General features: G+C 65.3%; 22 protein-coding genes. 14 read left to right on the forward strand and 8 right to left on the reverse strand.

Translation table 11 applies throughout. From position 1 onward, the window contains the following. Nucleotides 1–4: 4 nt before the first annotated feature. Together PMI42_RS37720 and PMI42_RS00465 are read right to left on the reverse strand one after the other, a co-directional pair. Nucleotides 5–1,081, reverse strand: coding sequence for a M48 family metallopeptidase (locus PMI42_RS37720; RefSeq protein ID WP_008129506.1), 1,077 nt, complete (start codon nucleotides 1,079–1,081; stop codon nucleotides 5–7). A 203-nt stretch (nucleotides 1,082–1,284) separates the two neighbouring features. Beyond that, nucleotides 1,285–2,589, reverse strand: coding sequence for an MFS transporter (locus PMI42_RS00465; protein WP_008129507.1), 1,305 nt, complete (start codon nucleotides 2,587–2,589; stop codon nucleotides 1,285–1,287). Between the two features lie 86 nt (nucleotides 2,590–2,675). Here PMI42_RS00465 and PMI42_RS00470 point away from each other — a divergent pair, with 86 nt between their 5' ends. Continuing rightward, the gene (locus tag PMI42_RS00470; RefSeq protein ID WP_008129508.1) at nucleotides 2,676–3,272 is read left to right on the forward strand and encodes a TetR/AcrR family transcriptional regulator; all 597 of its coding nucleotides are present in this window, start codon (nucleotides 2,676–2,678) and stop codon (nucleotides 3,270–3,272) included. 313 nt (nucleotides 3,273–3,585) lie between these two features. On the opposite strand, the gene PMI42_RS00475 is transcribed toward PMI42_RS00470, so the two are convergent. After that, the gene (locus tag PMI42_RS00475; protein WP_008129509.1) at nucleotides 3,586–3,819 is read right to left on the reverse strand and encodes a hypothetical protein; all 234 of its coding nucleotides are present in this window, start codon (nucleotides 3,817–3,819) and stop codon (nucleotides 3,586–3,588) included. Between the two features lie 322 nt (nucleotides 3,820–4,141). Between PMI42_RS00475 and PMI42_RS00480 the strand changes: the two genes are divergently transcribed. The 5 genes from PMI42_RS00480 to PMI42_RS00500 all read left to right on the forward strand — a co-directional run bounded on the left by PMI42_RS00480 (nucleotide 4,142) and on the right by PMI42_RS00500 (nucleotide 7,322). After that, nucleotides 4,142–5,194 carry a DUF1236 domain-containing protein gene (locus tag PMI42_RS00480; RefSeq protein WP_008129510.1) on the forward strand — a complete coding sequence of 351 codons (1,053 nt, stop codon included), beginning with the start codon at nucleotides 4,142–4,144 and terminating at the stop codon, nucleotides 5,192–5,194. A 27-nt stretch (nucleotides 5,195–5,221) separates the two neighbouring features. Then, entirely contained in the window at nucleotides 5,222–5,533 is a 312-nt protein-coding gene (locus tag PMI42_RS00485; protein WP_008129511.1) for a hypothetical protein, read from the forward strand. Between the two features lie 122 nt (nucleotides 5,534–5,655). Beyond that, nucleotides 5,656–6,111, forward strand: coding sequence for a hypothetical protein (locus tag PMI42_RS00490; protein ID WP_008129512.1), 456 nt, complete (start codon nucleotides 5,656–5,658; stop codon nucleotides 6,109–6,111). Between the two features lie 522 nt (nucleotides 6,112–6,633). Next, a complete protein-coding gene (locus PMI42_RS00495; RefSeq protein WP_008129514.1) occupies nucleotides 6,634–6,852 on the forward strand; it encodes a hypothetical protein in 219 nt (72 codons plus the stop codon). An 11-nt stretch (nucleotides 6,853–6,863) separates the two neighbouring features. Then, nucleotides 6,864–7,322, forward strand: a complete 459-nt coding sequence (locus PMI42_RS00500; protein ID WP_008129516.1) for a hypothetical protein — start codon at nucleotides 6,864–6,866, stop codon at nucleotides 7,320–7,322. A gap of 152 nt (nucleotides 7,323–7,474) precedes the next feature. Here PMI42_RS00500 and PMI42_RS39585 read toward each other — a convergent pair whose 3' ends face one another. Next, the gene (locus tag PMI42_RS39585; protein ID WP_162137392.1) at nucleotides 7,475–7,642 is read right to left on the reverse strand and encodes a hypothetical protein; all 168 of its coding nucleotides are present in this window, start codon (nucleotides 7,640–7,642) and stop codon (nucleotides 7,475–7,477) included. On the opposite strand from PMI42_RS39585, the gene PMI42_RS39590 reads away from it, so the two are divergent. After that, nucleotides 7,619–8,095, forward strand: coding sequence for a hypothetical protein (locus PMI42_RS39590; protein ID WP_162137393.1), 477 nt, complete (start codon nucleotides 7,619–7,621; stop codon nucleotides 8,093–8,095). The genes PMI42_RS39585 and PMI42_RS39590 overlap by 24 nt on opposite strands. A 3-nt stretch (nucleotides 8,096–8,098) precedes the next feature. Here the strand turns inward: PMI42_RS39590 and PMI42_RS00510 are convergent, their stop codons facing one another. Both PMI42_RS00510 and PMI42_RS00515 read right to left on the reverse strand, forming a co-directional pair. Beyond that, on the reverse strand, nucleotides 8,099–9,121 hold the full coding sequence (locus PMI42_RS00510) for an LLM class flavin-dependent oxidoreductase (protein ID WP_008129521.1): 1,023 nt from the start codon (nucleotides 9,119–9,121) through the stop codon (nucleotides 8,099–8,101). 306 nt (nucleotides 9,122–9,427) lie between these two features. After that, nucleotides 9,428–11,449 (reverse strand): YgiQ family radical SAM protein, encoded by a 2,022-nt coding sequence (locus tag PMI42_RS00515; protein WP_008129523.1) that lies wholly within the window; start codon nucleotides 11,447–11,449, stop codon nucleotides 9,428–9,430. Between the two features lie 185 nt (nucleotides 11,450–11,634). On the opposite strand from PMI42_RS00515, the gene PMI42_RS00520 reads away from it, so the two are divergent. From PMI42_RS00520 to PMI42_RS39865, 3 genes are all read left to right on the forward strand, one after another. Beyond that, the gene (locus PMI42_RS00520; RefSeq protein WP_008129525.1) at nucleotides 11,635–11,922 is read left to right on the forward strand and encodes a hypothetical protein; all 288 of its coding nucleotides are present in this window, start codon (nucleotides 11,635–11,637) and stop codon (nucleotides 11,920–11,922) included. Further along, the gene (locus PMI42_RS00525) at nucleotides 11,903–12,844 is read left to right on the forward strand and encodes a DMT family transporter (RefSeq protein WP_008129527.1); all 942 of its coding nucleotides are present in this window, start codon (nucleotides 11,903–11,905) and stop codon (nucleotides 12,842–12,844) included. Before PMI42_RS00520 ends, PMI42_RS00525 begins: the two co-directional genes overlap by 20 nt. A 168-nt stretch (nucleotides 12,845–13,012) precedes the next feature. Continuing rightward, a complete protein-coding gene (locus tag PMI42_RS39865; RefSeq protein ID WP_008129528.1) occupies nucleotides 13,013–13,177 on the forward strand; it encodes a hypothetical protein in 165 nt (54 codons plus the stop codon). Nucleotide 13,178: 1 nt separating this feature from the next. Here PMI42_RS39865 and PMI42_RS00530 read toward each other — a convergent pair whose 3' ends face one another. Both PMI42_RS00530 and PMI42_RS00535 read right to left on the reverse strand, forming a co-directional pair. Further along, nucleotides 13,179–13,859 carry a GntR family transcriptional regulator gene (locus PMI42_RS00530; RefSeq protein ID WP_008129530.1) on the reverse strand — a complete coding sequence of 227 codons (681 nt, stop codon included), beginning with the start codon at nucleotides 13,857–13,859 and terminating at the stop codon, nucleotides 13,179–13,181. Nucleotides 13,860–13,871: 12 nt separating this feature from the next. Then, complete coding sequence (locus PMI42_RS00535) at nucleotides 13,872–15,284, reverse strand: FAD-binding oxidoreductase (protein WP_008129531.1); 1,413 nt, start codon at nucleotides 15,282–15,284, stop codon at nucleotides 13,872–13,874. Nucleotides 15,285–15,456: 172 nt separating this feature from the next. On the opposite strand from PMI42_RS00535, the gene PMI42_RS00540 reads away from it, so the two are divergent. The 4 genes from PMI42_RS00540 (at nucleotide 15,457) to PMI42_RS00555 (ending at nucleotide 21,095) form a co-directional block, all read left to right on the forward strand. Beyond that, the gene (locus PMI42_RS00540; RefSeq protein ID WP_008129532.1) at nucleotides 15,457–16,341 is read left to right on the forward strand and encodes a dihydrodipicolinate synthase family protein; all 885 of its coding nucleotides are present in this window, start codon (nucleotides 15,457–15,459) and stop codon (nucleotides 16,339–16,341) included. Between the two features lie 203 nt (nucleotides 16,342–16,544). After that, nucleotides 16,545–18,881 carry a TonB-dependent siderophore receptor gene (locus PMI42_RS00545; RefSeq protein WP_008129533.1) on the forward strand — a complete coding sequence of 779 codons (2,337 nt, stop codon included), beginning with the start codon at nucleotides 16,545–16,547 and terminating at the stop codon, nucleotides 18,879–18,881. Between the two features lie 2 nt (nucleotides 18,882–18,883). Next, complete coding sequence (locus tag PMI42_RS00550; protein ID WP_008129535.1) at nucleotides 18,884–19,912, forward strand: extracellular solute-binding protein; 1,029 nt, start codon at nucleotides 18,884–18,886, stop codon at nucleotides 19,910–19,912. Next, entirely contained in the window at nucleotides 19,905–21,095 is a 1,191-nt protein-coding gene (locus PMI42_RS00555; RefSeq protein ID WP_008129537.1) for a PepSY-associated TM helix domain-containing protein, read from the forward strand. The genes PMI42_RS00550 and PMI42_RS00555 overlap by 8 nt, the downstream gene beginning before the upstream one ends. Nucleotides 21,096–21,164: the final 69 nt, after the last annotated feature.

Raw genomic sequence — 21,164 nt, forward strand, 5'->3', positions numbered from 1 at the left:
GCGCTCACCTGCCGACGGTGACCCAGGCCTGCGCCTTCTTCCGCCAGTCCTCGTCGAAGCGCGCAGCGATGTCCCTTGCCGCATCCCGCGAGAGAAGCCGCTCGATGGCGGAGGTCTCGGCCTCGCCGATATCGGGGACATCGGCGTATCCGAGATTGGCGAGCCGCCTTGCAAACGGCGGATGCGTCGTGTCCGGATCGTGCTCGCGCGTGAGGCCGGCGACGGCGGCGGCACTCATCGGCCCGGGCGCCCTGATGTCCCCGAGCTGCTCGAACACGCGCGCGAGCGGCGGGCGCGGCGCATTGACGGCGCCCAGGACCTCCTTCTCCAGAGGGGCGTAGATGAGATCGGTAAGACGTGTTCCGCACGCCTCCGTCAGAACCAGCGCGCGCGCCATCTCGGCGCGCCCAACCTGCTCGGCGGCGCCGAGATCGGCGTTGAGCTCGTTCTCCCGCGACAGCGCGCGATATTCCCTCTCGAGCCATTCGAGCAGGGAGTGGAGCAGGGCCCGTGCAATGCGTCCGGTGATGGTCCGGTCCGGATCGGCGTAGAACAGCACGTTTTCGGAAGCTGCGATGAAATCCGCAAGGTTGATGCTTCCCGAGGTGTGCCGGAGCCGGGCATGGGCCACCTCATGGGCGATGATGGCGCGAAGTGCGCGCTCGTCGAGGACGATCAGCAGCGGCAGGCCGACGGTCATCGTGACCTGCCGCCCGAACAGCCCGGCATATCGGCTGACCTCGCCGATCGAGGCGTTGAAGTCCGTATCGATCCGCAGGCTGCGGTTCGATCGGACGAAGTCCGGGTCGAGCTCCTTCCACGCCGCCCAGAGGCCCGGGGCGGCCTCCTCGTTCGCCTCGAAACTGCGATGCTTGGGCGCGGGCAGCAGCAGCAGGCCGATCGCGACCGCCATCGCGGCCGTGAAGATCGAGAACACGATCGGCGCCGTCGCCAGCGTCGCGATCGTGTAACGATCCAGCGCCATCAGCCAGACGGCCAGGATCGCGCAGGCCAGCGCCACGACCGGAAGAACGGCGTAGCGACCAAGGCGCAGGATGATTTTCAGAACAAGGCGTCTCATCTGCGCCCTGCGCGAAATCCAGCGGCGACAAAGGCCTCCAGACAACAAAGCATTTAAGCCGCCGACGATTCCAGATGTGTCGCGACATCTTTGTCAGGGGAGTTCCTGAAGTCAATCGCGACCTCGAGTCGAGCAACGGCAAAGCCGAATGGCGGCAGATCGCGCCGCCGCCATTCGAAACCCGTCAGGCCGTTCGCGTGCCCTCACGCCGTGGCGAGCGCGGGCTGCACTGGCCGCCGGCCGATCCTCAGCGACAGCAGCGCCGCGACGATGCCTGTCGCGCCGGCGATCATGAAGGCCTGCAGATAATCACCCTGCGCCGAGCGCATGAAGCCGGCGAAGACGGTGGCGCTGGCCGCTCCCAGTTGATGGCCCGCGACCACCCAGCCGAAGATCAGCGGCGCGTTCTTGTCGCCGAAGGTCTCGTTGGCGATGCGCACGGTCGGCGGCACGGTCGCGATCCAGTCGAGCCCGTAGAACGCCGCGAACACCGTCAGGCTGACAAGCGAGAAGTCCGAATAGGGCAGGTAGATCAGCGACAGCCCGCGCAGCCCGTAATAGAAGAACAAGAGCTTGCGCGGATCGAAACGGTCGGTGAGCCAGCCCGACAGCGTGGTGCCGAACAGGTCGAAGAACCCCATCAATGCGAGCAGGCTTGCGGCCTGCACTTCGAAAATGCCGTGGTCGCCGCAGAACGCGATCAGATGGGTGCCGACGAGGCCGTTGGTGGTGAAGCCGCAGATGAAGAAGGTCGCGAACAGGAACCAGAAGGTCGGCGTCTTCGCCGCGCGCACGAGGTTGCTGATCGCCGCGACGAACGGATTGCCCTGCGCCGGCGCTGCGGGCGCGTCGTCATGCGCGCTGCCGTAGGAGCGCAGGCCGACCGACGCGGGCCGCTCCGGCACCAGGACATAGACCAGCGGAATCAGCGCCGCGCAGCATGCGGCCACCGTCAGCACCACCGGCTTCCAGCCGCCCCATTCGACCAGCGCCGCAAGGCCCGGCATGAAGATGAGCGTGCCGGTCGCGGTGCTCGCGGTCAAAAGTCCCATGACGAGGCCGCGATTGGTGGTGAACCAGCGGTTGACGATGGTGGCGCCGAGCACGTTGGCCACCGCGCCCGAGCCGATGCCGGACAGCAGTCCCCAGGTCAGGAACAATTGCCACGGCGCGGTCATGAAATAGCTCGCGCCCGTCGAAGCGGACATCAGCGCCAGCGCGCCCAGCACCGTGCGGCGGATGCCGAAGCGCTGCATCACGGCGGCGGCGAACGGCCCCGCGAGGCCATAAAGGAAGATGCCGATCGCGGCCGACGACGAGATCACGCTGACGTCCCAGCCGAACGCCTTCTGGAGCGGCAGCATCAGCACGCCCGGCGTCGAACGCAGGCCGGCTGCGGCCAGCAGCGCCAGGAAGATCACCGCGACGACCACGAACGCGTAGTTCGGGCCGAACGGCCGCCTCGAGACCGATTGAACGGAGGCAGGTTGAATGGAAGAAGGGGGCATGTTACTTACCGGTACGTATTGCGATGCGGCATTAGTACGTACCGGTCAGTAACATTGTCAAGCCCATCTGGAAGGCAGCGAAGCCGATGAAGAAGAAAGTCGAAACCCCAGCGGACCCGCCGCTCCGGGCCGCCGACCGGATTCGCGCCTCCGCCAGCGAGCTGTTCTACCGCGAGGGCATCCGCGCCGTCGGCGTCGACGAGGTGGTGGACCGGGCCGGCGTGACCAAGCCCAGCCTCTATCGCAGCTTCGCCTCCAAGGACGATCTCGCCGCCGCCTATTTGCGCGATTACGATTTGAGCTTCTGGGAGAACTTCGAGCGTCCCGGCGGCAAATCCTACCCTGACGCGCGCGACCATGTGCTGGCCTATATCGCCCAGCTGTCGGCGCGCGCCGTGCGCAAGGGCTATCGCGGCTGCGGCCTCAGCAATGCCGCGGTGGAATATCCGGCACGAGACAATCCGGCGAGGCAAGTCGCCGAAGCGCACAAGAAGGTCTTCCGCAAGCGCCTGCGCGAGCTTGCTGGCGCCATGGGCGCGCGCCAGCCCGCGGTGCTGGGCGATGCGCTGCTGCTGCTGATCGAAGGCATCTACGTCACCGGCCAGCAATCGGAGGACGGCCCGGCGCAATCGGCGCTCGCGGCGGCGAAGCTGCTGATCGATGCGGGTGTGAAGGCGGGGTGAGGGTGGGCGCCGGACAGCCTTGTCCGGAGATCATGCGCCACCTTCTTCGGCGTGGCTGTGGCCCCGAAAGTTCCATCCTGTGTGGAGGATGCGCGCGACCGCCGCCAATGTGCGCCGTCCAGCGGAATCGGCTTTGAAATTTCAATGAACGAGCGACGGTGAGAGATCTCGGTAAATCGCCGGATCTCTTCACCGCCGCGACGTCGATCAGTGCATATGACCGATCAGGTAGATGCCGCCGCCAACGAACAGGACGGCCGGTACTGCCCACAGAATGATGACGGGCATGGTCGCCTCACTGGGGCTGCTGCGGCTAGTTGGTGGTGCAGACCTTGACGGTCTTCATCCCGGCTTCGGCTTCGGTGCGGCTCTTGTAGACCGTTCCGGAGGGGCTCACGACCGTCATGGTCGTGTCGACAGGCTTCTTGTCGATGATGGTGCACCGCTTCGTCTTCACGTCCTGCACGACGTAGAATTCGTCGGCCGCGAATGCCGGGGTCACGAAGGCTGCGATCAGCGTCGCAGCGGCAACGGTCTTAAAGGTCATATCATCCTCCTCCATTGCCCCGAGGAGTTCCACGGGGTGGAGCTTCAATGGGAAAAAGTGGCAATTGGTTCCTAGGGCTGAGGACGTCGCAGCAGTGACGAGGTTCGTCGCGGCGCCGCATCCGGCGGCGGAGAGAACATGGTCAAGACGTTGCTGCTGATGTCTGTGCCGCCGTGTTGGCGTGGCAAGCACCCATCCGCGCAGGCTCAGCGGTGGTGAACGGACGTGGGCCCGCCGGTTCCGGTCGATATGCCACTTTTTCCCGAATCCAGGAACGTTCGTTTCGGTGCGTGGTTGATGTGCGATTTTGTTGGAGGACGCCATGATCAAACGCCAATTAATGACCACGACAGCAGCCATACTGATGTCGACCGCCGCATTCGCGCAAAGCAACTCCAGGGACCTGCCGAGCGCAAACCCGTCGGCGCAACAGACCGAGAAATCGGCGCCGGCCCCCCAGACGTCTCAGCAATCGCCCACGACTTCGACGCAGAGCCAGGCTTCGCCCGCGCCCGCCTCGTCCCCGGCCGGTTCGGCTTCCTCTGCTTCTCCAACGCAGAACACTGCCGCGGACGGTAACCGCACCAACCAGAACGTGACGTCCACGAACGGCAACGCCGGCACTTCCGCGCAAGGCAGTCAGCAACCCGCGACGGCCAACCAGCAACAGTCGGCCAGTCCCCCGCCCTCCACGGGCGCCAACCAGGCACAGCAGGCGCCGGCCTCCGGCAATTCGCCGAGCCCTTCGGCGCAACGGCAGGATAACCAGCAGAATGCGGCCGGCCGAACGGGTTCGGAAAGGACCAATGTCTCGGTCGAACTCAACGACAGGCAGAGGACCCGCGTCAGCGAATCCGTCTCTCATCTGAACGTCCGGCCTCTCACCAGCGTCAATTTCTCGGTCTCGGTGGGGGCGGCTGTTCCGCGCGACGTGCAGCTTCAGCCGCTTCCGGCCGATGTCGTCGAAATCGTTCCGCAGTATCGGGGCTACAACTTCGTGCTGGTCCGCGACGAGATCGTGATCGTCGATCCCTCAAGCTATCAGATCGTCGCCACGATGCCATATTCCGGGCGATCGACCGCGGCTGCGCCGGAGCCTCGCGAGCAGCGCAAGGTGACCTTCAGTGACCGCGATCGGGAGACGGTCCGCAAGCACGTGCGGGCGGCTCCCGCCGAGCGGCGGACGACAGGAAGTACGGTGCGAACCGAAATCCGCAGAGGCGAGCGCGTGCCGGACAGCGTCGAGGTCGAAGCCTTCCCGGAAGAGGTCTACCGGGATGCGCCGACGCTGCGCGAGTATCGCTACATCCACCGCGACAGCCGCACCTACATTGTCGAGCCGCAGGAGCGGCGCATCATCGAAGAGATCGACTGAACGACGCGCCAGGAAGAGGAGAAAACGATGAAGACCATTCTGCTTGCGGCCGCCGCTTTGGCCTCGCTCGCAACCGCCGCCTCGGCCGCGCCGCTGACCCCAGGGACGCCGGCCACATCGGAGACGACAAACGTCGAACAGGTTCGCCTGGTCTGCGACGAATACGGGCGCTGCTATCGGTCGCGCGGTCCGCGCTACGTCCAGCGCTACGTCGATGACGACGTCTACGTCGCGCGCCGCAACTACGGCTATTATGGCGGACCGCGCTATTACAATCGCGGCTATGGCTCCTACGGCGGGCCGAGCATTGGATTCAGCTTCGGCAATCGCGGCTGGTAATGGACGAGACGATATAGGAAGGGGGTTGCCTCGACGGACGGCCCCTTCTCTTATGCCGCCTCGATGCGCTTCCCGTTTCGTTCGAACCGATATCGTCGAATTCGGCGCATCGGGAGGAACGATTGCCGAAAATTCCCGTTTCACTCCGGATCCCGATCGACGGGCTCGCGCTGTGGGGATTCATGCCTGTCGTCAGATATTTCATTTTTGTCGGCAGTGCGCTTTTCGTCCTGCTCCTGGCCGCCGATCGATATCTGCCTGGGCCTGCCGATCGCTCGGCTGCAATTGATGTCGACCGAAGCATTATCCGGATCCGCTCCGCGCGGATGCTCCCGGAGAAAATCGTTTTCGACACGGCGAATCCGCTCGTGGCGGCGGCGTCCGCTCTTGCCGTGAACGAACAGCGCGAGGATCCGCGGCAGGCGCTTGCGATGATGCCGCAGAGCCAGGCCGCGCAGCCCGCGCCACCTCCGTCCGGTCGCATCGTCAAACGCCGCACTTCCCGTCCGCATCTTTCGTTCCGGAAGCCGGTCGAACGACGCGTGGCGCTGGACCACGAGTCGTTCGGCGGATGGTGATGCGAAAGGAGATTCGAACATGCGGGCGAGCCCGGCCCCGCATCGCAAGTCTAACCGGGATGAGTGTGAACGGCATCGGGAGAGAAAAAATGAAGGTTCTTCTACTGACTTCTGCGACCGCGCTTATGGCGGTCCTCGCGTTATCCGCCCCCGCGTCCGCGAGGCTCGGCATGGCTCCGATTGCCACGACGCAGGACGACGCGGTGATCCACGTGCGTGGCGGTGGTCACGGCCACGGCCACGGTCATCTTGGCTGGCATGGCGGTGGTCGTGGTCACCACTACGGCTGGTACAGGGGGCGCGGTAACTGGAGGCATCATCACTAGGGCGAGTGGGGCGGGCGGCAACGGCCGGCCCGCCTCGCGACGTTTTGCCGTGTCCGCTGCCGCCATCGCGCCACCTGGGCTCGATCAGGGCATCCCGGCGCGGCGGCATCGGGCGGACGATGAGGATTCGCCGTCCATGCAGGAACATCCACCTTTTCCCCCACGTTGAAATGCAGCTCTAGAGCGGTTCCTCGCCATGAAAAACTTTTCCAACGCCGCATTTTCTCCCGAGGTGATCGAAGTCATGACCGCTGCCCTCGCAGCCGGGGTTGCGACCCTGCCCGAGCCCACGCATTCCTCGCACGTCAACGCGCTCGCCGAATCGATCCTGCGCACCGCCAGTGCGGGCGAGCGCAACGTAGCGAACTTGCAGAGGATCGCCCTCATGGAGCTTCAACTGGCGCAGCGCAACTGATGAGGCCCAACATGAAGACAGCAGCCGCCGTCGTCCTTGCGCTGTGGGCCGCCTTGTCCACGGCCTGGGCCGACAACTGGACGACCTATCGCATTCCCGAATCCGGAACCTCGGTCGACATTCCCGCATCGCTCTTCACGGAGCTTGCCGGGAAGCCTGACGGTTACGGCCAGCAATTTCGCACGTCCGACGGCCGCGCGGATCTCACCGTGCAGGCCGTTGCCAACCAGCAAGGACTGTCGCCGGCCGAATTCCTGGCCAGGAAGGATCCGCCGCCGGGGATCGTCTATAAGCGGATCACGCCGGAATTCTTCGTGGTCTCCAGCATCAAGCGTGGCAAGATCTGGTATGATCGCTGCAATTTCTCCCCGCGCTACGTGCATTGCGTGCTGATCAATTATCCGGCCACCGAGAAGCGACAATGGGACCAAGTCGTGACGCGGATCAGCCATAGCCTGAGCGGCAACTGATCCTTGGGGCGACGCAAAGGCTGCCCGAACAAGTCGGGCAGCAGTTGGTGACGAATAGTTCGTTTCCGCGCGAAGTGACTAAGCGGCTCGCGTGCAAGACGGCGCCCAGAGCCTTCGCAGCTTCGGTTCTGCGCCAATCAGAACCGATATGTCTAGCGCGCGGTCGTCGAGGTCGTGGACATGGTCAGCTTCGAGCCCGGCACGTGCGACATCGTCTTGGTGGTCGGCCCCACCTCTTCGCCGGCCTTGACCTGGGTGCGCGTATGCGAACGGCTGAACGTGCCGCCCTTGTGAGCTTGCGCGCGGGCATTGGAATTCATCAGGTGCTTGCCCGGACCGATCTCCCACCCGCGCGCCACGCCTTGGTCGACCAGCTCATCGACGCATATCTTCGTCGTCTCGGAGGCGAGCGGCCCATCAAGCCGTTCGAGCGCCTCGCCATCAACACGTTTGGCGCCAGCTTGGCGGACGACCTTGCGGCAAAGCTGATGACGCGGGACAACATTGCCGTTCTGCTGCAAACCGGAACGGTACGAAGCAACGTCGAGCTCGGCAGCATTCCCCCGCTTGCGGACGTCGATCTGTCGAACGTACCGGCGCTCATGGGACGCATCGTCCTGATCAAGCCGGTCGAGTCTTCCCTTCGGCTGGGCGCAAGTCGCGATGTCGGCAGCATCAGCATGCATTTTGCCGCCAATGGCTGGCGGCTTTCAGCGGTGAACCTGCCGTCGACGATGATGGCAAAGCTCGTTGAGCGACTGCCGGCGCGCTAGGAATCAGCGCCACCCGAGCGCCGGCGCGACGTGTTTCAAGATCGCCTCGATCGCATGCGCACAATAGTCCACGCCGAGCTGGTTCGGGATCGTCAACAACAGCGTATCCGCCTCGGCGATCCCCTCGTCCTGCTTGAGCTGCTCGATCAGCGCATCGGGCTCTGCCGCATAACTCCGGCCGAAGATCGCGCGCGTCCGCGGGTCGATGAAGCCGATCTGGTCTTCGCCGCCGCGCTCGCCGCCGAAATAGGCGCGGTCGCGATCGTCCATCAGCGCGAAGATGCTGCGGCTCACCGACACGCGGGGTTCGCGGGTGTGGCCGGCCTCCTTCCATGCGGCGCGATAGGCGCGGATCTGCGCGGCCTGCTGCAGATGAAAGGCCTCGCCGGTCTCGTCGTTCTTGAGAGTCGAGCTCTGCAAATTCATGCCGTGCCTGGCCGCCCACACCGCGGTCGCGTTCGAGCCTGCACCCCACCAGATCCGTTCGCGCAGGCCTTCTGAGTGGGGTTCGAGGCGCAGCATTCCCGGCGGATTCGGAAACATCGGCTGCGGATTGGGTTTTGCAAAACCCTCGCCGCGCAGGATGTCGAGGAAGACCTCTGCATGGCGCCGGCCCATGTCGGCATCGCTCTGCCCCTCGGCCGGCTGGTAGCCAAAATAGCGCCAGCCATCGATCACCTGCTCGGGCGAGCCGCGGCTGATGCCGAGCTGCAGCCGCCCGCCGGCGATGAGATCGGCGCTGCCGGCATCCTCCGCCATGTAGAGCGGGTTCTCATAGCGCATGTCGATCACGGCCGTGCCGATCTCGATTGTGCTGGTCTTCGCACCGACGGCGGCGAGCAGAGGGAAGGGCGAGGCCAGCTGGCGCGCGAAATGATGCACGCGGAAATACGCGCCGTCCGCGCCGAGCTGTTCCGCCGCAATGGCAAGCTCGATCGATTGCAGCAGCGTGTCACCGGCCGAGCGGGTCTGCGATTGCGGCGAGGGTGTCCAGTGCCCGAAGGAGAGGAATCCAATTTTCTCCATGGGGGTATCTATGGATGCCGGGGAGGGGGTCGTCTTCTGACATTCAGGTGAGACGATCGATTTGGCCGGGAAAACCCGCGCGCCCCGATGATGTCACTATACGCCTGTTTTGCCCGACGGGTCAAGCGCTTTGCGGTTTTTCGGAAATCCTACGCTCGAACGACACGCTCAGGGCGATGACGGCTGCTCCCAATCGCGTTGCACCTTAAGTCTTTGATTTCGCTATCCCCGGCTACTGTGCATGGGGTTGTTTTCGAAATTCTTGTCGCTGGGGCGCATCGCGACGAGCTTGTTCGCGTCCGCCCGCTACTTCATCACCCGCAAGCCTTTGGTCGTGAACCGCTGCGTCTTGTCGCCGGGGCGCACCGGACGCCGTGTGCCGGCTGCCTTGCCGGTGCCGGGCGGCTGGTGCGCGGGGACGAGCTGGTCGGGGCGGGAGCCGATCAGATCGGCGCGGCCCATCGCCTTCAGCGCCTCGCGCAGCACCGGCCAGTTGTCGGGGTCGTGGTAGCGCAGGAAGGCCTTGTGCAGGCGGCGCTGGCGCAGCCCCTTGATCGCCTCGACCTTGTCGCTGCCGCCGCGCCGCACGCCGCGCAGCGGGTTGACGCCGGTGTGGTACATCGCGGTCGCGGTCGCCATCGGCGAGGGCAGGAAGGTCTGCACCTGATCGGCGCGATAGCGGTTCTTCTTCAGCCACAGCGCGAGGTTCATCATGTCCTCGTCGGTGGTGCCCGGATGCGCGGCGATGAAATACGGGATCAGGTAATATTTCTTGCCGGCCTGCTCGGCGGCGGCATCGAACATCCGCTTGAACTGGTTGTAGGCGCCGATGCCGGGCTTCATCATCTTGTCGAGCGGGCCGCGCTCGGTATGCTCAGGGGCGATCTTCAGGTAGCCGCCGACGTGATGGGTGACGAGCTCCTTGATGTATTCGGGGCTCTCGACCGCGAGGTCGTAGCGCACGCCGGAGGCAACCATCACCTTCTTGATGCCCTTGGTCTCGCGCACTTTGCGATAGAGCCGGATCAGATCGTCATGCGAGGTGTTGAGGTTCGGGCAGATCTCCGGGAAGACGCAGGACGGCCGCCGGCACGCCGCCTCGACCTTCGGATCCTTGCACGCCATCCGGTACATGTTGGCGGTGGGACCGCCGATGTCGGAGATCACGCCGGTGAAGCCCGGCGTCTTGTCGCGGATCTTTTCGATCTCGCGCAGGATCGATCCCTCGGAGCGGTTCTGGATGATGCGTCCCTCATGCTCGGTGATCGAGCAGAAGGTGCAGCCGCCGAAGCAGCCGCGCATGATCGTGACCGAGAACTTGATCATGTCCCAGGCGGGGATCTTGGCCTCGCCATAGGATGGATGCGGGGCGCGCGCGTAGGGAAGATCGTAGACCGCGTCCATCTCCTCGCTGGTCAGCGGGATCGGCGGCGGATTGAGCCAGAGATCGCGATCGCCATGACGCTGCACCAGCGGCCGCGCGTTGCCGGGATTGCTCTCACGATGCAGCACGCGCGAGGCGCGCGCATAGGCTTCCTTGTCCTGCTCGACCTGCTCCAGCGCCGGCAGCCGGATCACGGTTAAGCCTTTCGTCCGCGATGCGCCTTCGTCCGCGGAATCGAGATCGTCAGCGTGCAGCTCCGCATAGTCCTCGGGCACGCGGCGGAACAGTGCGACGCCCCTGATGTCGTCGAGCGCGCGCGGCGCTTCGCCGGCGGCGAGCCGCTGCGCGACTTCGACGACGGCGCGCTCGGCATTGCCGTAGAGCAAGAGGTCAGCCTTGGCGTCGGCCAGCACCGAGCGGCGCACCTTGTCGGACCAGTAATCGTAATGCGCGATCCGGCGCAGCGAGGCCTCGATGCCGCCGAGCACGATCGGCACGTCCTTGAACGCCTCGCGGCAGCGCTGGGCGTAGACGACGGTGCAGCGGTCCGGCCGCTTGCCGCCTTCGCCGCCGGCCGTGTAGGCATCGTCGCTGCGGATGCGGCGGTCCGCGGTATAGCGGTTCACCATGGAGTCCATGTTGCCGCCGGTGACGCCGAAGAACACTTTTGGCTTGCCGAGCGCCTTGAACGGCTCGGCCGAATGCCAGTCCGGCTGCGAGATGATGCCGACCCGAAAGCCTTGCGCCTCCAGCAGCCGGCCGATGATCGCCATGCCGAAGCTCGGGTGGTCGACATAGGCGTCCCCGGTCACCAGCACGATGTCGCAGGCATCCCAGCCGAGCGCGTCCATCTCGGCGCGGCTCATGGGAAGGAAAGGCGCCGGCTGGCGCGGCCGCGCCTGGGCCATCAGGGGCTTTTCGGCGGTGATGATCTGGGTGTCCATGGCGCCTAGGCATAGGACTCCGGGCCGGCGAATACAACCGACGGACGCGTGAAAGATGGCGGTTCCGCGGGGACGCCCAATTCGGCCGCACGACGAGGACGAGACATGGCTCGGGACTGTGACGGCGTCCACAGACCCGCGGGCGGTGCCGCGTCATCTTCCCGTCAGTTGCAAGGGAGAGATCCATGTTCCTGGTCGATGCGCTGCTGATCCTGGTGATGTTGTTTTTCCTGTTTCTGCCGATCACCGATCGCAGGACGGTGCAGATGAGGCTCGGCATGATCTGTGTGCTGCTGGCGGTGTTTTCAGTTTCCGTCACGCGCACCCCCGTCGTGCCGGTGCTGCTCGCCAGCATCGCCTCGCCCCCTGGAGCCGTCCGCGTCCCGCGCATGCATATGAGCGATCCGTCTTCCGGGTTCTCACCGCGGCCGACATCGGATATCCGATTGCTCCATGGGCAAGGAAACTTCTGAGGGTAGTCGGGACGCGGTCACCGGCGCGCGGTCCACGGGCGCCTGGCTCGGCGCTGTCGCGCTGATCGGCTTCATCCTGGTGGCGACCGCGCAGGCCTCCAATCAGATTCTCGCGCGCGGGCTCGCCGGCTCCGTCCCGCCCTTCGCGCTCGCCTTCTTCCGCTGGAGCATCGTCGCCATCGGGCTCGCGCCGCTTGCGCTCGCCGAGATCCGCGCCGGCCGCGTGCCGCTGGGCGGGAACGTCTGGCCGATCCTCGCCGCCGGCTTCATGGGCATGTTCCTCTGCGGCGGTCCGGTCTATGCCGCGGGCATCTCGACGACCGCGATCCACATCGCGCTGATCATGGCGCTGTCGCCGATCACCGTGCTGATGATTTCCGCTGCGCTCGGCATCGAGCATGTCGGTCCGCTGCAATGGCTCGGCACGGCGCTTGCGCTCGCCGGTGCCTTGCTCATCATCTCCGGCGGTCATCCGGAGACCCTGTTCGCACTGGAGACGGCCGCGGGCGACGGCCTCGTCGTGATCGCGATGCTCGGCTGGTCGGGCTACACGCTGCTGCAATCGCGCGCTGCGCCCAAGGCATCGCTGCTGGCGCGCATGAGCCTGTTCGCAGGCGCAGGCGCGCTGTTCTCGCTGCCGCAGGCGGTGGTCGAGATGTGGACCATGCCGGCGCAGGTCTTCAGCACGAAAGCGCTTCTCGCCTATGTCTTCGCCGGCATCGTTCCTGGTCTGCTCGCCTATGCCGGCTTTGCCTGGCTCGGCGGCAAATTCGGTTCGGTCCGGACTTCACTTGTTCTTTATCTCGGGCCGATCGCGAGCGCCCTGCTGTCGTTCGCAATTCTCGGTGAGCCGCCGAAGCTGATCCACCTGTTCGGCGGGGTGCTGATCCTTGGCGGCGTCTGGGCAAGCCTGCGCAGATAGTTCCATCCGCCGGCGTTGCGGATCGTGCCAGGGAACCAACCGCCCCTCGCGAACATTCTGACCCAGGCACGGGCGTGAGCCCCGCTCGCGCGCGCCTCGGCAGATGCGGCGCCAGTGCCTGCAACCGGATTTTTGCCTTGACGCTCGCTTGGGGGCGATGGGGGACTTGTGAGTACGGTCATAGAGAACTTGCTGGCACGCAAGCAGAAGCTCGTCGAGGAACTCGAGAAGGCGGAAACCGTCGAGGACCGCGACAGGATCGAGCAGCAACTCGAGCAGATCAACACCGCGCTGGATTTCCTGGACCGGCCCGGATCGAAGGACGGCCGGTAGCTTAATCCACCTTCAGCGTTTCCACCTTCAGCGCCCTGGCATAGACCACACCCGAATTGGTGATGTGCGTGGTCATCAGCGCCTCGAAGGCCGCGAACTCGCCGCGCGCGAATGAATCCAGCAGCCTGCGATGCTCGTCGAAGGACGTGCGGGTCCGCACGTCGATCGGCGAGGTCAGATTGGTGCGCAGCGCGGCGACACGGCTGGATGCGAGCTGGTAGGATTCGACGAGATAGTGGTTGCCGCAATGGGCGAACAGCGCCTCGTGGAAAGCGGCGTCGGCGCGGCCATAGGCAATGTTGTCCTTGGCCGCGATCGCCGGCTCCATCGCCGCGATGGCCTCGCTCATCGCGGCGATCGCGCCGTCGCGATCATGGCGAAAGGCAAGCTCCGCGGCCCTGGGCTCCAGCGCGATGCGGAAGGTGCAGAGTGCGGTAATGTCTTCCGCGCTCGGCGTGAAGACAAAGCTGCCGACCTGCGGGCGGATCACCACGAGCCCCTGCGCCTGCAACTGGCCCATCGCCTCGCGCACCGGCGTGCGGCTGACGCCGAAGGAGTTCGCCACCATCTCCTCGGAGATAGCAGCGCCAAGCGCGAACTCGCCGTCGATGATGGCCTGCCGCAGCCGCTGCATCACCCGCTGCGACAGCGATTTCGGCGTATCGAGCCTGAGCGATCTCATGCGCTCTCCCGCTCAGATCACCTTGCCGGGATTGAGCAGATGATCGGGATCGAGCGCCGCCTTCAACGTCCGCATCAGTGCGATCTCGGGCTCGCTCCTGGCATGCCCCAGCCACTTTTTCTTCAAGGTGCCGATGCCGTGCTCGGCGGAGACACTGCCGCCCATCTCGCGGACGAGGCCATAGATGATCGCGTCCATCTCCTCCTTCGGCTGCTGCTCGACGGAAAGACCGGTGACCCAGGAGACGAGATGCAGATTGCCGTCGCCGATATGGCCGTAATAGACGCTCTCGCAGCCCTTGATGCCATCAGCGAGCGCGGCCTTGCAGCGCGTGACGAATTCGTCCATCCGCGCCACCGCAAGGCCGATGTCGTAGGAGATGTGCGGGCCCAGTACCTGGCCGAACTCGGCGCAGATGTCGCGCACCCGCCAGAAGGCTTGCGTCTGCACCAGCGATTGCGCCACGGCGGCATCGGCGAGCAGCCCGCGCTCCATCAGCTGTTCGAGCCAGTTCTGGAAGTGCGGCGCATCCATGCTTTCGTCGGTGCCTTGCGCCTCGACCAGCACGTAGAGACCGTGACCTGCGGCGACCGGCGGCTTCACGCCGGCGCGCGTGGTGATCACGTCCCAATAATCCGGCCACATCACCTCGAACGCCGACAGCAGCGGCCCGAGCCCGCTGCGCGCGGCCCCGAGCAGGTCGATCACCGCCGCATAATCCTTCAGCGCACAGAGCGCCGCCATGGTCGAGCGCGGCTTCGGGAACAGTTTCAGCACCACGCGGGTGATGATGCCGAGCGTGCCTTCCGAGCCGATGAAGAGATGCTTCAGATCGTAGCCGGCATTGTTCTTCATCAGCTTGTTGAGGTTGGTGATGATGGTGCCGTCGGGCAGCACCACTTCGAGACCGAGTACGAGCTCGCGCGTCATGCCGTAGCGGATCACGCGATTGCCGCCGGCATTGGTGGAGAGATTGCCGCCGATCGCGCAGGAGCCGCGCGAGCCGAGGTCGAGCGGAAAGAAGAAGCCGGCCTCGTCAGCCGCCTTCTGGATCGTCTCCAGCGGCGTGCCCGCTTTCACCGTCATCGTCATCGAGGCGCGATCGATCTCCTCGATGCCGGTCATGCGCTCCAGCGAGATCGCGACCCAGCCCGCTTCAGGCGAGGCGCCGCGGCACAGCCCGGTCAGTCCGCCCTGCGGCACGAAGGGCAGACGTGCCTGCCGGCAGGTCAGAATCGCATCGGCAACGCCCTGCGCATCGAGCGGACGGACCACCGCGCGCGGCGTCTGCGGCAGGCTCGCGCTCCAGTCATTACAATTGCGCGCAGGTACGTCGGCGCCAACAAGCACCGCGGCCGCGCCGAGCCTGTCGCGCAAGGCACCGAGCGATTGGTCGGGATGTGCGGCCGGAGTCACCATGTCCATGCGAGATCTCCTCGGATCCGGCGCGCCCGGGTGCGCCGTTGTGGCGAAGGATTGCGTCCGTCTTGTATGTAAGGTACAAGATGAAAAGTAAAGCAAAAACAAGGCTTCGCTAGGTGCGGAAGATCGTTTGGGATCAGCAACTTAGTCCGAGGCCGCAACAAAGGGTGGTTTGATGAGCGAGGCAATTCGCGGGTTCTGGGTGGCGTCGGCGACACCGCTGGCAGCCGACGGCAGCGTGGACTCCGCAAAGCTTGCGGCGCATGCCAAGCAGCTCTTCGGCAAGGGCGTCGACGGCATCGTGCTGTTCGGCACCACCGGCGAGGGTACCTCCTTCAACGTCAGCGAACGCGTCGCCACCATCGAAGCCGTGCTCAAGGCCGGTGTTGCGCCGGAGCAGATCGGAATCGGCGGCGGCTTCCCGGCCATCACCGACAGCATCGCGCTGACACGCGCCGTGCTCAGCCTCGGGCTGCGCCACATGCTGTATCTGCCGCCTTATTTCGATCGTGGCGTCTCGGCCGAGGGCATCGAGGACGCCTTTGCCGCGATCATCGACGGCGTCGCCGACGATCGCCTGCGCGCCTCGCTCTATCACATCCCGCAGGTCTCAGGCGTTGCGATCCCGACCGGCGTCGCTGCGAATTTGCGCAAGCGCTACGGCAAGGTCGTTGCGGGCCTGAAGGACTCCAGCGGCGACTTCAAGCAGTTCCAGGCATTCCGCGCCGCCGCGCCGGAGCTCGCCATCACCATCGGCAACGAGGTCGACATCACCCGCGCGATCGCGGCCGGCGGCGCCGGCACCATCTGCGGCATGGCCAATGTCGTGCCGGAGCTGGTCAAGGGCATGGTTGACGGCAAGGACGTCGAAGCACGAATGCAGGCTGCGGTCGAAATCGTGCTGAACACGCCGTCGTTCACCGCGACGCTGAAAGCGATCCTTGCGGCGCAGACGGGCGATGCGGCTTGGCTGCGCGTACGCCCACCGCTCCGCGCATCGTCCGACGGTGCCGCGTTCAAGCGGAAGCTCGACGAGTTGATCGTTCCCGCCATCGCGTGAGAGCGCGGCAACGCCGCGACACGTTGCCGCGAATTCGCGTGCAGCTTGTCGTACGCCGTACGGCGGCAATTCGTGATTGTCGTTTCATGCCGATCTTCGCTTAGAACGATTCAAGACTAGAGCGATTCAAGCTCCGCTACGGTTCTCCTCGATCTCGACGGCTGTTACACGCGCACACTTCAATGTTCCTGACTTGAAGTGGAATGAAAGTGCGTGCCTCCGTGGATGGCTTGCGTAGCAGCAGCCATCGTCCTTGTGCCGGCAAGAGCCGTGCAGGTCTTCTCATCGGTGCAGCCGTGCTGCTCGCCGAATGCCCCTCCAGCGCGACGATCGCGCAAGCGCAATCGGCCCTGCCGCCGGTGACAGTGGAAACGCCGGCGCCGCGGCCGAAGCCGGCGCGTGCGTCGGAGCAGTCTCCACGACGCGTGCAAGCCGCCGCGCGCCAGCGCAATCGCAATGCTGCGGCCGCGCCGGCAGTGCCGACGCTTTCGGAGCGCGCCGCCGCCGAGGCTGCCGCGCAGCAGGCCGCAAAGCTCGGCTACCGAGCGATGCCGAGCGCAACCACGCTGCGCAGCGGCGCCTCGCCGCTCAATACCTCGCAAGCCGTCAACGTCGTGCCCGAGCAGGTGCTGAAGGACCAGCTGCCGCGCAACATCGACGACGCGCTCATCAACGTCTCCGGCATCACCCAGACCAACACGCTCGCCGGCAGCCAGGACGCCGTGATCCGCCGCGGCTTCGGCGACAATCGCGACGGCTCGATCATGCGCAACGGCATGCCGCTGGTGCAGGGCCGCAGCTTCAATCCCGCGGTCGAAAGCGTCGAGGTGCTGAAAGGGCCTGCCTCGCTGCTGTACGGCATCATGGACCCCGGCGGTATCGTCAACACCATCAGCAAACGTCCCGAGCTGTACCAGCACGGTTCGGTCACGCTGCTCGGCTCGGCGTTCAGCGCCTCGAAAACCGGCGCCGACGGCTTGCTCGACGTCACCGGTCCGATCGGCGACCAGGGCCTTGCCTATCGCTTCATCGGCTACGGCGTCAGCGAGGACTATTGGCGCAATTTCGGCCGCCACAGGGAAATGCTCGTTGCGCCGTCGCTCGCCTGGTACGGTCAGGACACCACGGTGCAGCTCAACTACGAGCACCGCGAGTTCATCTATCCGTTTGATCGTGGCACGGCGTTCAATCCGGCTACGAAAACGCCGCTGGCAGTGCCTGCCGACCGCCGACTCGATGAGCCCTTCAACAACACGTGGGGCACGACGGACCTGATCCAGGCCTCGGTCGAGCACCGCTTGAACCAGGACTGGAAGCTGTACGCCGGTTACAGCTACAACACTGAGAGTTCCAGCGCGAACCAGCTTCGCATCACCGGTATCAACTTCACGACCGGTGCCGAGACCCGCAGCAATGACGGCACGCAGGGGTCGCTCAGCAATGCCAGCTATGGAACGTCGTACGTCTCGGGCGGCTTCTGGCTTGGCAACATGCGCAACGATGTTGTGTTCGGCGGCGACGGCCAGTATCGCACCATCTACCGTGACAACCTGATCCGACAGGCAACCCCCGCCATCAACGTCTACAATCCAGTCTACGGGTTGATCGGACCGGGCACGACGGTGTCGAATTCCGACAGCGCGCAGACCGACAAGCTCGGCCAATGGTCGCTGTTTGTCCAGGACACGCTGCATCTGACCGAACGGTTCGCGCTGGTCGGCGGCGTGCGCTACATGGATTACGATCAGATCGCCGGACGCGGGAAGCCGTTCGTCACCAATACCAACGTGTCGCAGGATAAGGTGCTTCCCCTCGGCGGCGCCATTTTCAAGCTCACCGACGAGATCTCGCTCTATGCGAGCTACACCGAATCGCTGAAGCCGAATTCGACCATCGCGCCGATCGGCGTCATGATCGGCTCCAATGTCGCACCAGAAGAGGGCGTGTCGTACGAGACTGGCGTGAAGTTCGATTTGAACAAGCGCATTTCCGGTACGCTGGCGCTCTACGATCTCGACAAGAAGAATGTGCAGACGACGAAGACGAACAGCGCGGGCGTGGTGGAGCTCCACACCGTCGGCCGTGCCCACTCGCGCGGTGTCGAGCTGGATGTCACCGGCAGGCTCACCGACGCCTGGGCCCTGATCGGCAGCTATGGTTACACCGACGCCCGCGTCACGGCATCCGAGGATGTCACGCTGCTCGGCAGGAAGCTGCAGAATGTCGCGCTGAACACGGCCTCGCTCTATCTGGTCTATGATTTCGGCACGGTCTTGCCGGGCCAGCTCCGGCTCGGCGGCGGCGCGCGCTATGTCGGCGACCGTCCCGGCGATTCCACCAACAGCTTCTTCCTGCCGTCCTATGTGGTCGCCGATATTTTTGCGACCTATGAGACGAAATACCAGAACACGCCGGTGATCTATCAGTTCAACGTCAAGAACCTGTTCGACACCGTCTACTATCCCTCGGCCGTCAACAATCTGAACGTCGCCATCGGCGATGCGCGCCGCGTCTCGCTGTCGGCAACGGTGAAGTTCTAGCGATGGCGGCGCGGCACAGAGCCATCGCGGTCCTGATCGCGGCGGCGTCTGCCTGCCTTGCCGCCACGGGTGCGAGCCGCGCCGGGGAGATCACGCTCTATTCGACACGGGAGGCCGCCCTGGTCGAGCCGGTGGCTGCGGCTTTCACCGGGGCCAGCGGCGTCAAGGTGAAGATCGTCTTCGTCGAGGACAGCCTCGTCAAGCGCCTGGTGTCGGAAGGCGAAGCGTCGCCCGCCGACGTCCTGATCACGATCGGGCTGGACAAGACGACCCAGCTCTCCAGCCGCGGTCTGACTCAGGCTTTCACGCCGCCGCGACTTGAACAGGTCGTTCCGGCAAATCTTCGCGGTGGCGGAGCTGAGTGGATCGCGCTTTCCATCCGCCCGCGCGTTGCCTTTGCCCGCAGGGACAGCGCACTGGCGTCGATCGACTACGAAGACCTCGCGACATCACAATGGCGTGGCAAGCTGTGCATGCGCTCTGCCTTGCACCAGAACAACGTCGCGCTGGTCGCGGCCTATCTCGCCCATCACGGCGAAGCGGCGACGCAGGCCTGGCTCGCCGGCCTCAAGGCCAATCTCGCCCACAAGCCTGATGGCAGGGATAACGACGTGATCCGAGAGATCGCACAGGGCGCCTGTGAGATCGGCGTTGGCAACACCGTGGCATTGGCGCAATTGCGTGATGGACGGGAAGGCGTGGGCTGGCGCGCATGGGCAACGGCCGTCAAGGCTGTCCCGACGGCCTTCAGGGGCGGCGGGGCGCATGTGAACCTCACCGGCGCGGCGATCGCGAAACACGCGCCGCATCCGGATGCCGCGCAGGAATTCCTCGCGTTTCTGCTCACGCCGGCAGCACAGACGATCTTCGCGGCCGCCGAGCTCGAATATCCCGTGCTCGCCGCGGCCGAACGTGCGCCGATCGTCGCCGATATCGGCGCGTTCGCTGCCGATGCGCTGCCGATCGACCAGATCGCCGCGCATCAGCAAGCCGCGATCGCCCTCATCAAGAAGGCCGGCTTCGATGAGTAGGCCGGGGCAAGCGATCAAGGCCGTCCTGCTCCAGGTTCATTCCATCGCGGGCCTCGTGCTCGCGCTGCTGCTTGCCCTGATCGCGCTGACCGGCGCGATCATGAGCTTCGAGGATGAGATCGTCGACCATCTCAACGCCGGCATCATGCAGGTCGCGCCACGCGCCGCGCCGGTCTTGATGCCGGATGAGCTGGTGGCTCGGCTGAAGGCGGGGCAGGACCTCGGCAAGGTCTCGGCCGTCACGCTGTCGAGCGATCCCGCCGCGGCGGTGCGTGTCCGCTTCGCGCGCGACGAGCAGGGCGCGCGACCGACATCGCTCTATGTCGATCCCTATGACGCGCACGTGCTGGGCGCGCCGCGCGGCGAAGAGTTTTTTGCGACCGTGCGCAAGCTGCATCGCTGGCTGCTCATCCCCGGCGATGCCAAGGGCTGGGGCCGCCAGGTCACCGGCGTTGCCGCGCTCGGCCTGATCGTGATGCTGATCTCGGGCCTCGTGCTGCGCTGGCCGCGCCGCGCGGGCAGCGTGAAAATGTGGCTGAAGCCCAATCTCGGGCTTAGCGGGCGCGGTTTGCATCGCTCGCTGCACGCCGTCATCGGCACCTGGGTGTTGCCGGTCTATCTGGTGATGACGCTGACCGGCCTGTGGTACTCGTTCGACTGGTACAAGGACGGCGTGGTCTGGCTGCTGTCGCGTCCGGAGGTCACCGCTGCGAAGATGCAGCCGAAGATGTCCGCAAAGGCGCCGCGTGCGTCCGCCCGACCTGAGCCGGCCCAGTCGATCGGATTCGATCCGGCCTGGACGACGTTCCGGCGCGAAGAGGGCGACCGTTTCGCCAAAGCCCTGCTGACGCTGCCGGCCGGCGCGGGCACGGCGATACGGATCCGGTCGTGGGGGAAGGACTCGACGCTCGATACCACGCGCGACGAATTCCGCATCGATGCCGCCGGTCAGGTGATGTCCGCGGAACGTTACGCCGACAAGACGTTCGGCGAGAAGATCATCGCCAATGTGCTCGACATCCATCGCGGTGCAATTCTGGGCTGGCCCGGCAAGCTCGCCTTCATGATCGCCGCGGCGCTGATGCCGCTGTTCTCAATCACCGGCATTTTGCTCTATCTGTCGCGCCGCAGGCTGCGGCGCCCGGCACAGCCGCCGCTCGGGCGACTGGTGCCGGGGGAGTGAGCACCGGGCTCAGTCGACCGCTCCAGGCCCGTCGCACGAAGCACGTGTGAGGCGGCAGACAAAAATCGC

Source organism: Bradyrhizobium sp. YR681 (assembly GCF_000282615.1).
GTDB lineage: Bacteria > Pseudomonadota > Alphaproteobacteria > Rhizobiales > Xanthobacteraceae > Bradyrhizobium.

What these genes read in the sequence shown, in the direction of transcription:
- PMI42_RS00525 (WP_008129527.1), top strand. Translation starts at nt 11,903, where the DNA reads ATGGGCAAGGAAACTTCTGAGGGTAGTCGGGACGCGGTCACCGGCGCG.
- PMI42_RS00510 (WP_008129521.1), bottom strand. Translation starts at nt 9,121, where the DNA reads ATGGAGAAAATTGGATTCCTCTCCTTCGGGCACTGGACACCCTCGCCG.
- PMI42_RS00555 (WP_008129537.1), top strand. Translation starts at nt 19,905, where the DNA reads ATGAGTAGGCCGGGGCAAGCGATCAAGGCCGTCCTGCTCCAGGTTCAT.
- PMI42_RS00530 (WP_008129530.1), bottom strand. Translation starts at nt 13,859, where the DNA reads ATGAGATCGCTCAGGCTCGATACGCCGAAATCGCTGTCGCAGCGGGTG.
- PMI42_RS00545 (WP_008129533.1), top strand. Translation starts at nt 16,545, where the DNA reads ATGAAAGTGCGTGCCTCCGTGGATGGCTTGCGTAGCAGCAGCCATCGT.
- PMI42_RS00485 (WP_008129511.1), top strand. Translation starts at nt 5,222, where the DNA reads ATGAAGACCATTCTGCTTGCGGCCGCCGCTTTGGCCTCGCTCGCAACC.
- PMI42_RS00480 (WP_008129510.1), top strand. Translation starts at nt 4,142, where the DNA reads ATGATCAAACGCCAATTAATGACCACGACAGCAGCCATACTGATGTCG.
- PMI42_RS39585 (WP_162137392.1), bottom strand. Translation starts at nt 7,642, where the DNA reads ATGAATTCCAATGCCCGCGCGCAAGCTCACAAGGGCGGCACGTTCAGC.
- PMI42_RS00520 (WP_008129525.1), top strand. Translation starts at nt 11,635, where the DNA reads ATGTTCCTGGTCGATGCGCTGCTGATCCTGGTGATGTTGTTTTTCCTG.
- PMI42_RS00465 (WP_008129507.1), bottom strand. Translation starts at nt 2,589, where the DNA reads ATGCCCCCTTCTTCCATTCAACCTGCCTCCGTTCAATCGGTCTCGAGG.
- PMI42_RS00475 (WP_008129509.1), bottom strand. Translation starts at nt 3,819, where the DNA reads ATGACCTTTAAGACCGTTGCCGCTGCGACGCTGATCGCAGCCTTCGTG.
- PMI42_RS00515 (WP_008129523.1), bottom strand. Translation starts at nt 11,449, where the DNA reads ATGGACACCCAGATCATCACCGCCGAAAAGCCCCTGATGGCCCAGGCG.
- PMI42_RS00550 (WP_008129535.1), top strand. Translation starts at nt 18,884, where the DNA reads ATGGCGGCGCGGCACAGAGCCATCGCGGTCCTGATCGCGGCGGCGTCT.
- PMI42_RS00535 (WP_008129531.1), bottom strand. Translation starts at nt 15,284, where the DNA reads ATGGACATGGTGACTCCGGCCGCACATCCCGACCAATCGCTCGGTGCC.
- PMI42_RS00500 (WP_008129516.1), top strand. Translation starts at nt 6,864, where the DNA reads ATGAAGACAGCAGCCGCCGTCGTCCTTGCGCTGTGGGCCGCCTTGTCC.
- PMI42_RS37720 (WP_008129506.1), bottom strand. Translation starts at nt 1,081, where the DNA reads ATGAGACGCCTTGTTCTGAAAATCATCCTGCGCCTTGGTCGCTACGCC.
- PMI42_RS00470 (WP_008129508.1), top strand. Translation starts at nt 2,676, where the DNA reads ATGAAGAAGAAAGTCGAAACCCCAGCGGACCCGCCGCTCCGGGCCGCC.
- PMI42_RS00540 (WP_008129532.1), top strand. Translation starts at nt 15,457, where the DNA reads ATGAGCGAGGCAATTCGCGGGTTCTGGGTGGCGTCGGCGACACCGCTG.
- PMI42_RS00495 (WP_008129514.1), top strand. Translation starts at nt 6,634, where the DNA reads ATGAAAAACTTTTCCAACGCCGCATTTTCTCCCGAGGTGATCGAAGTC.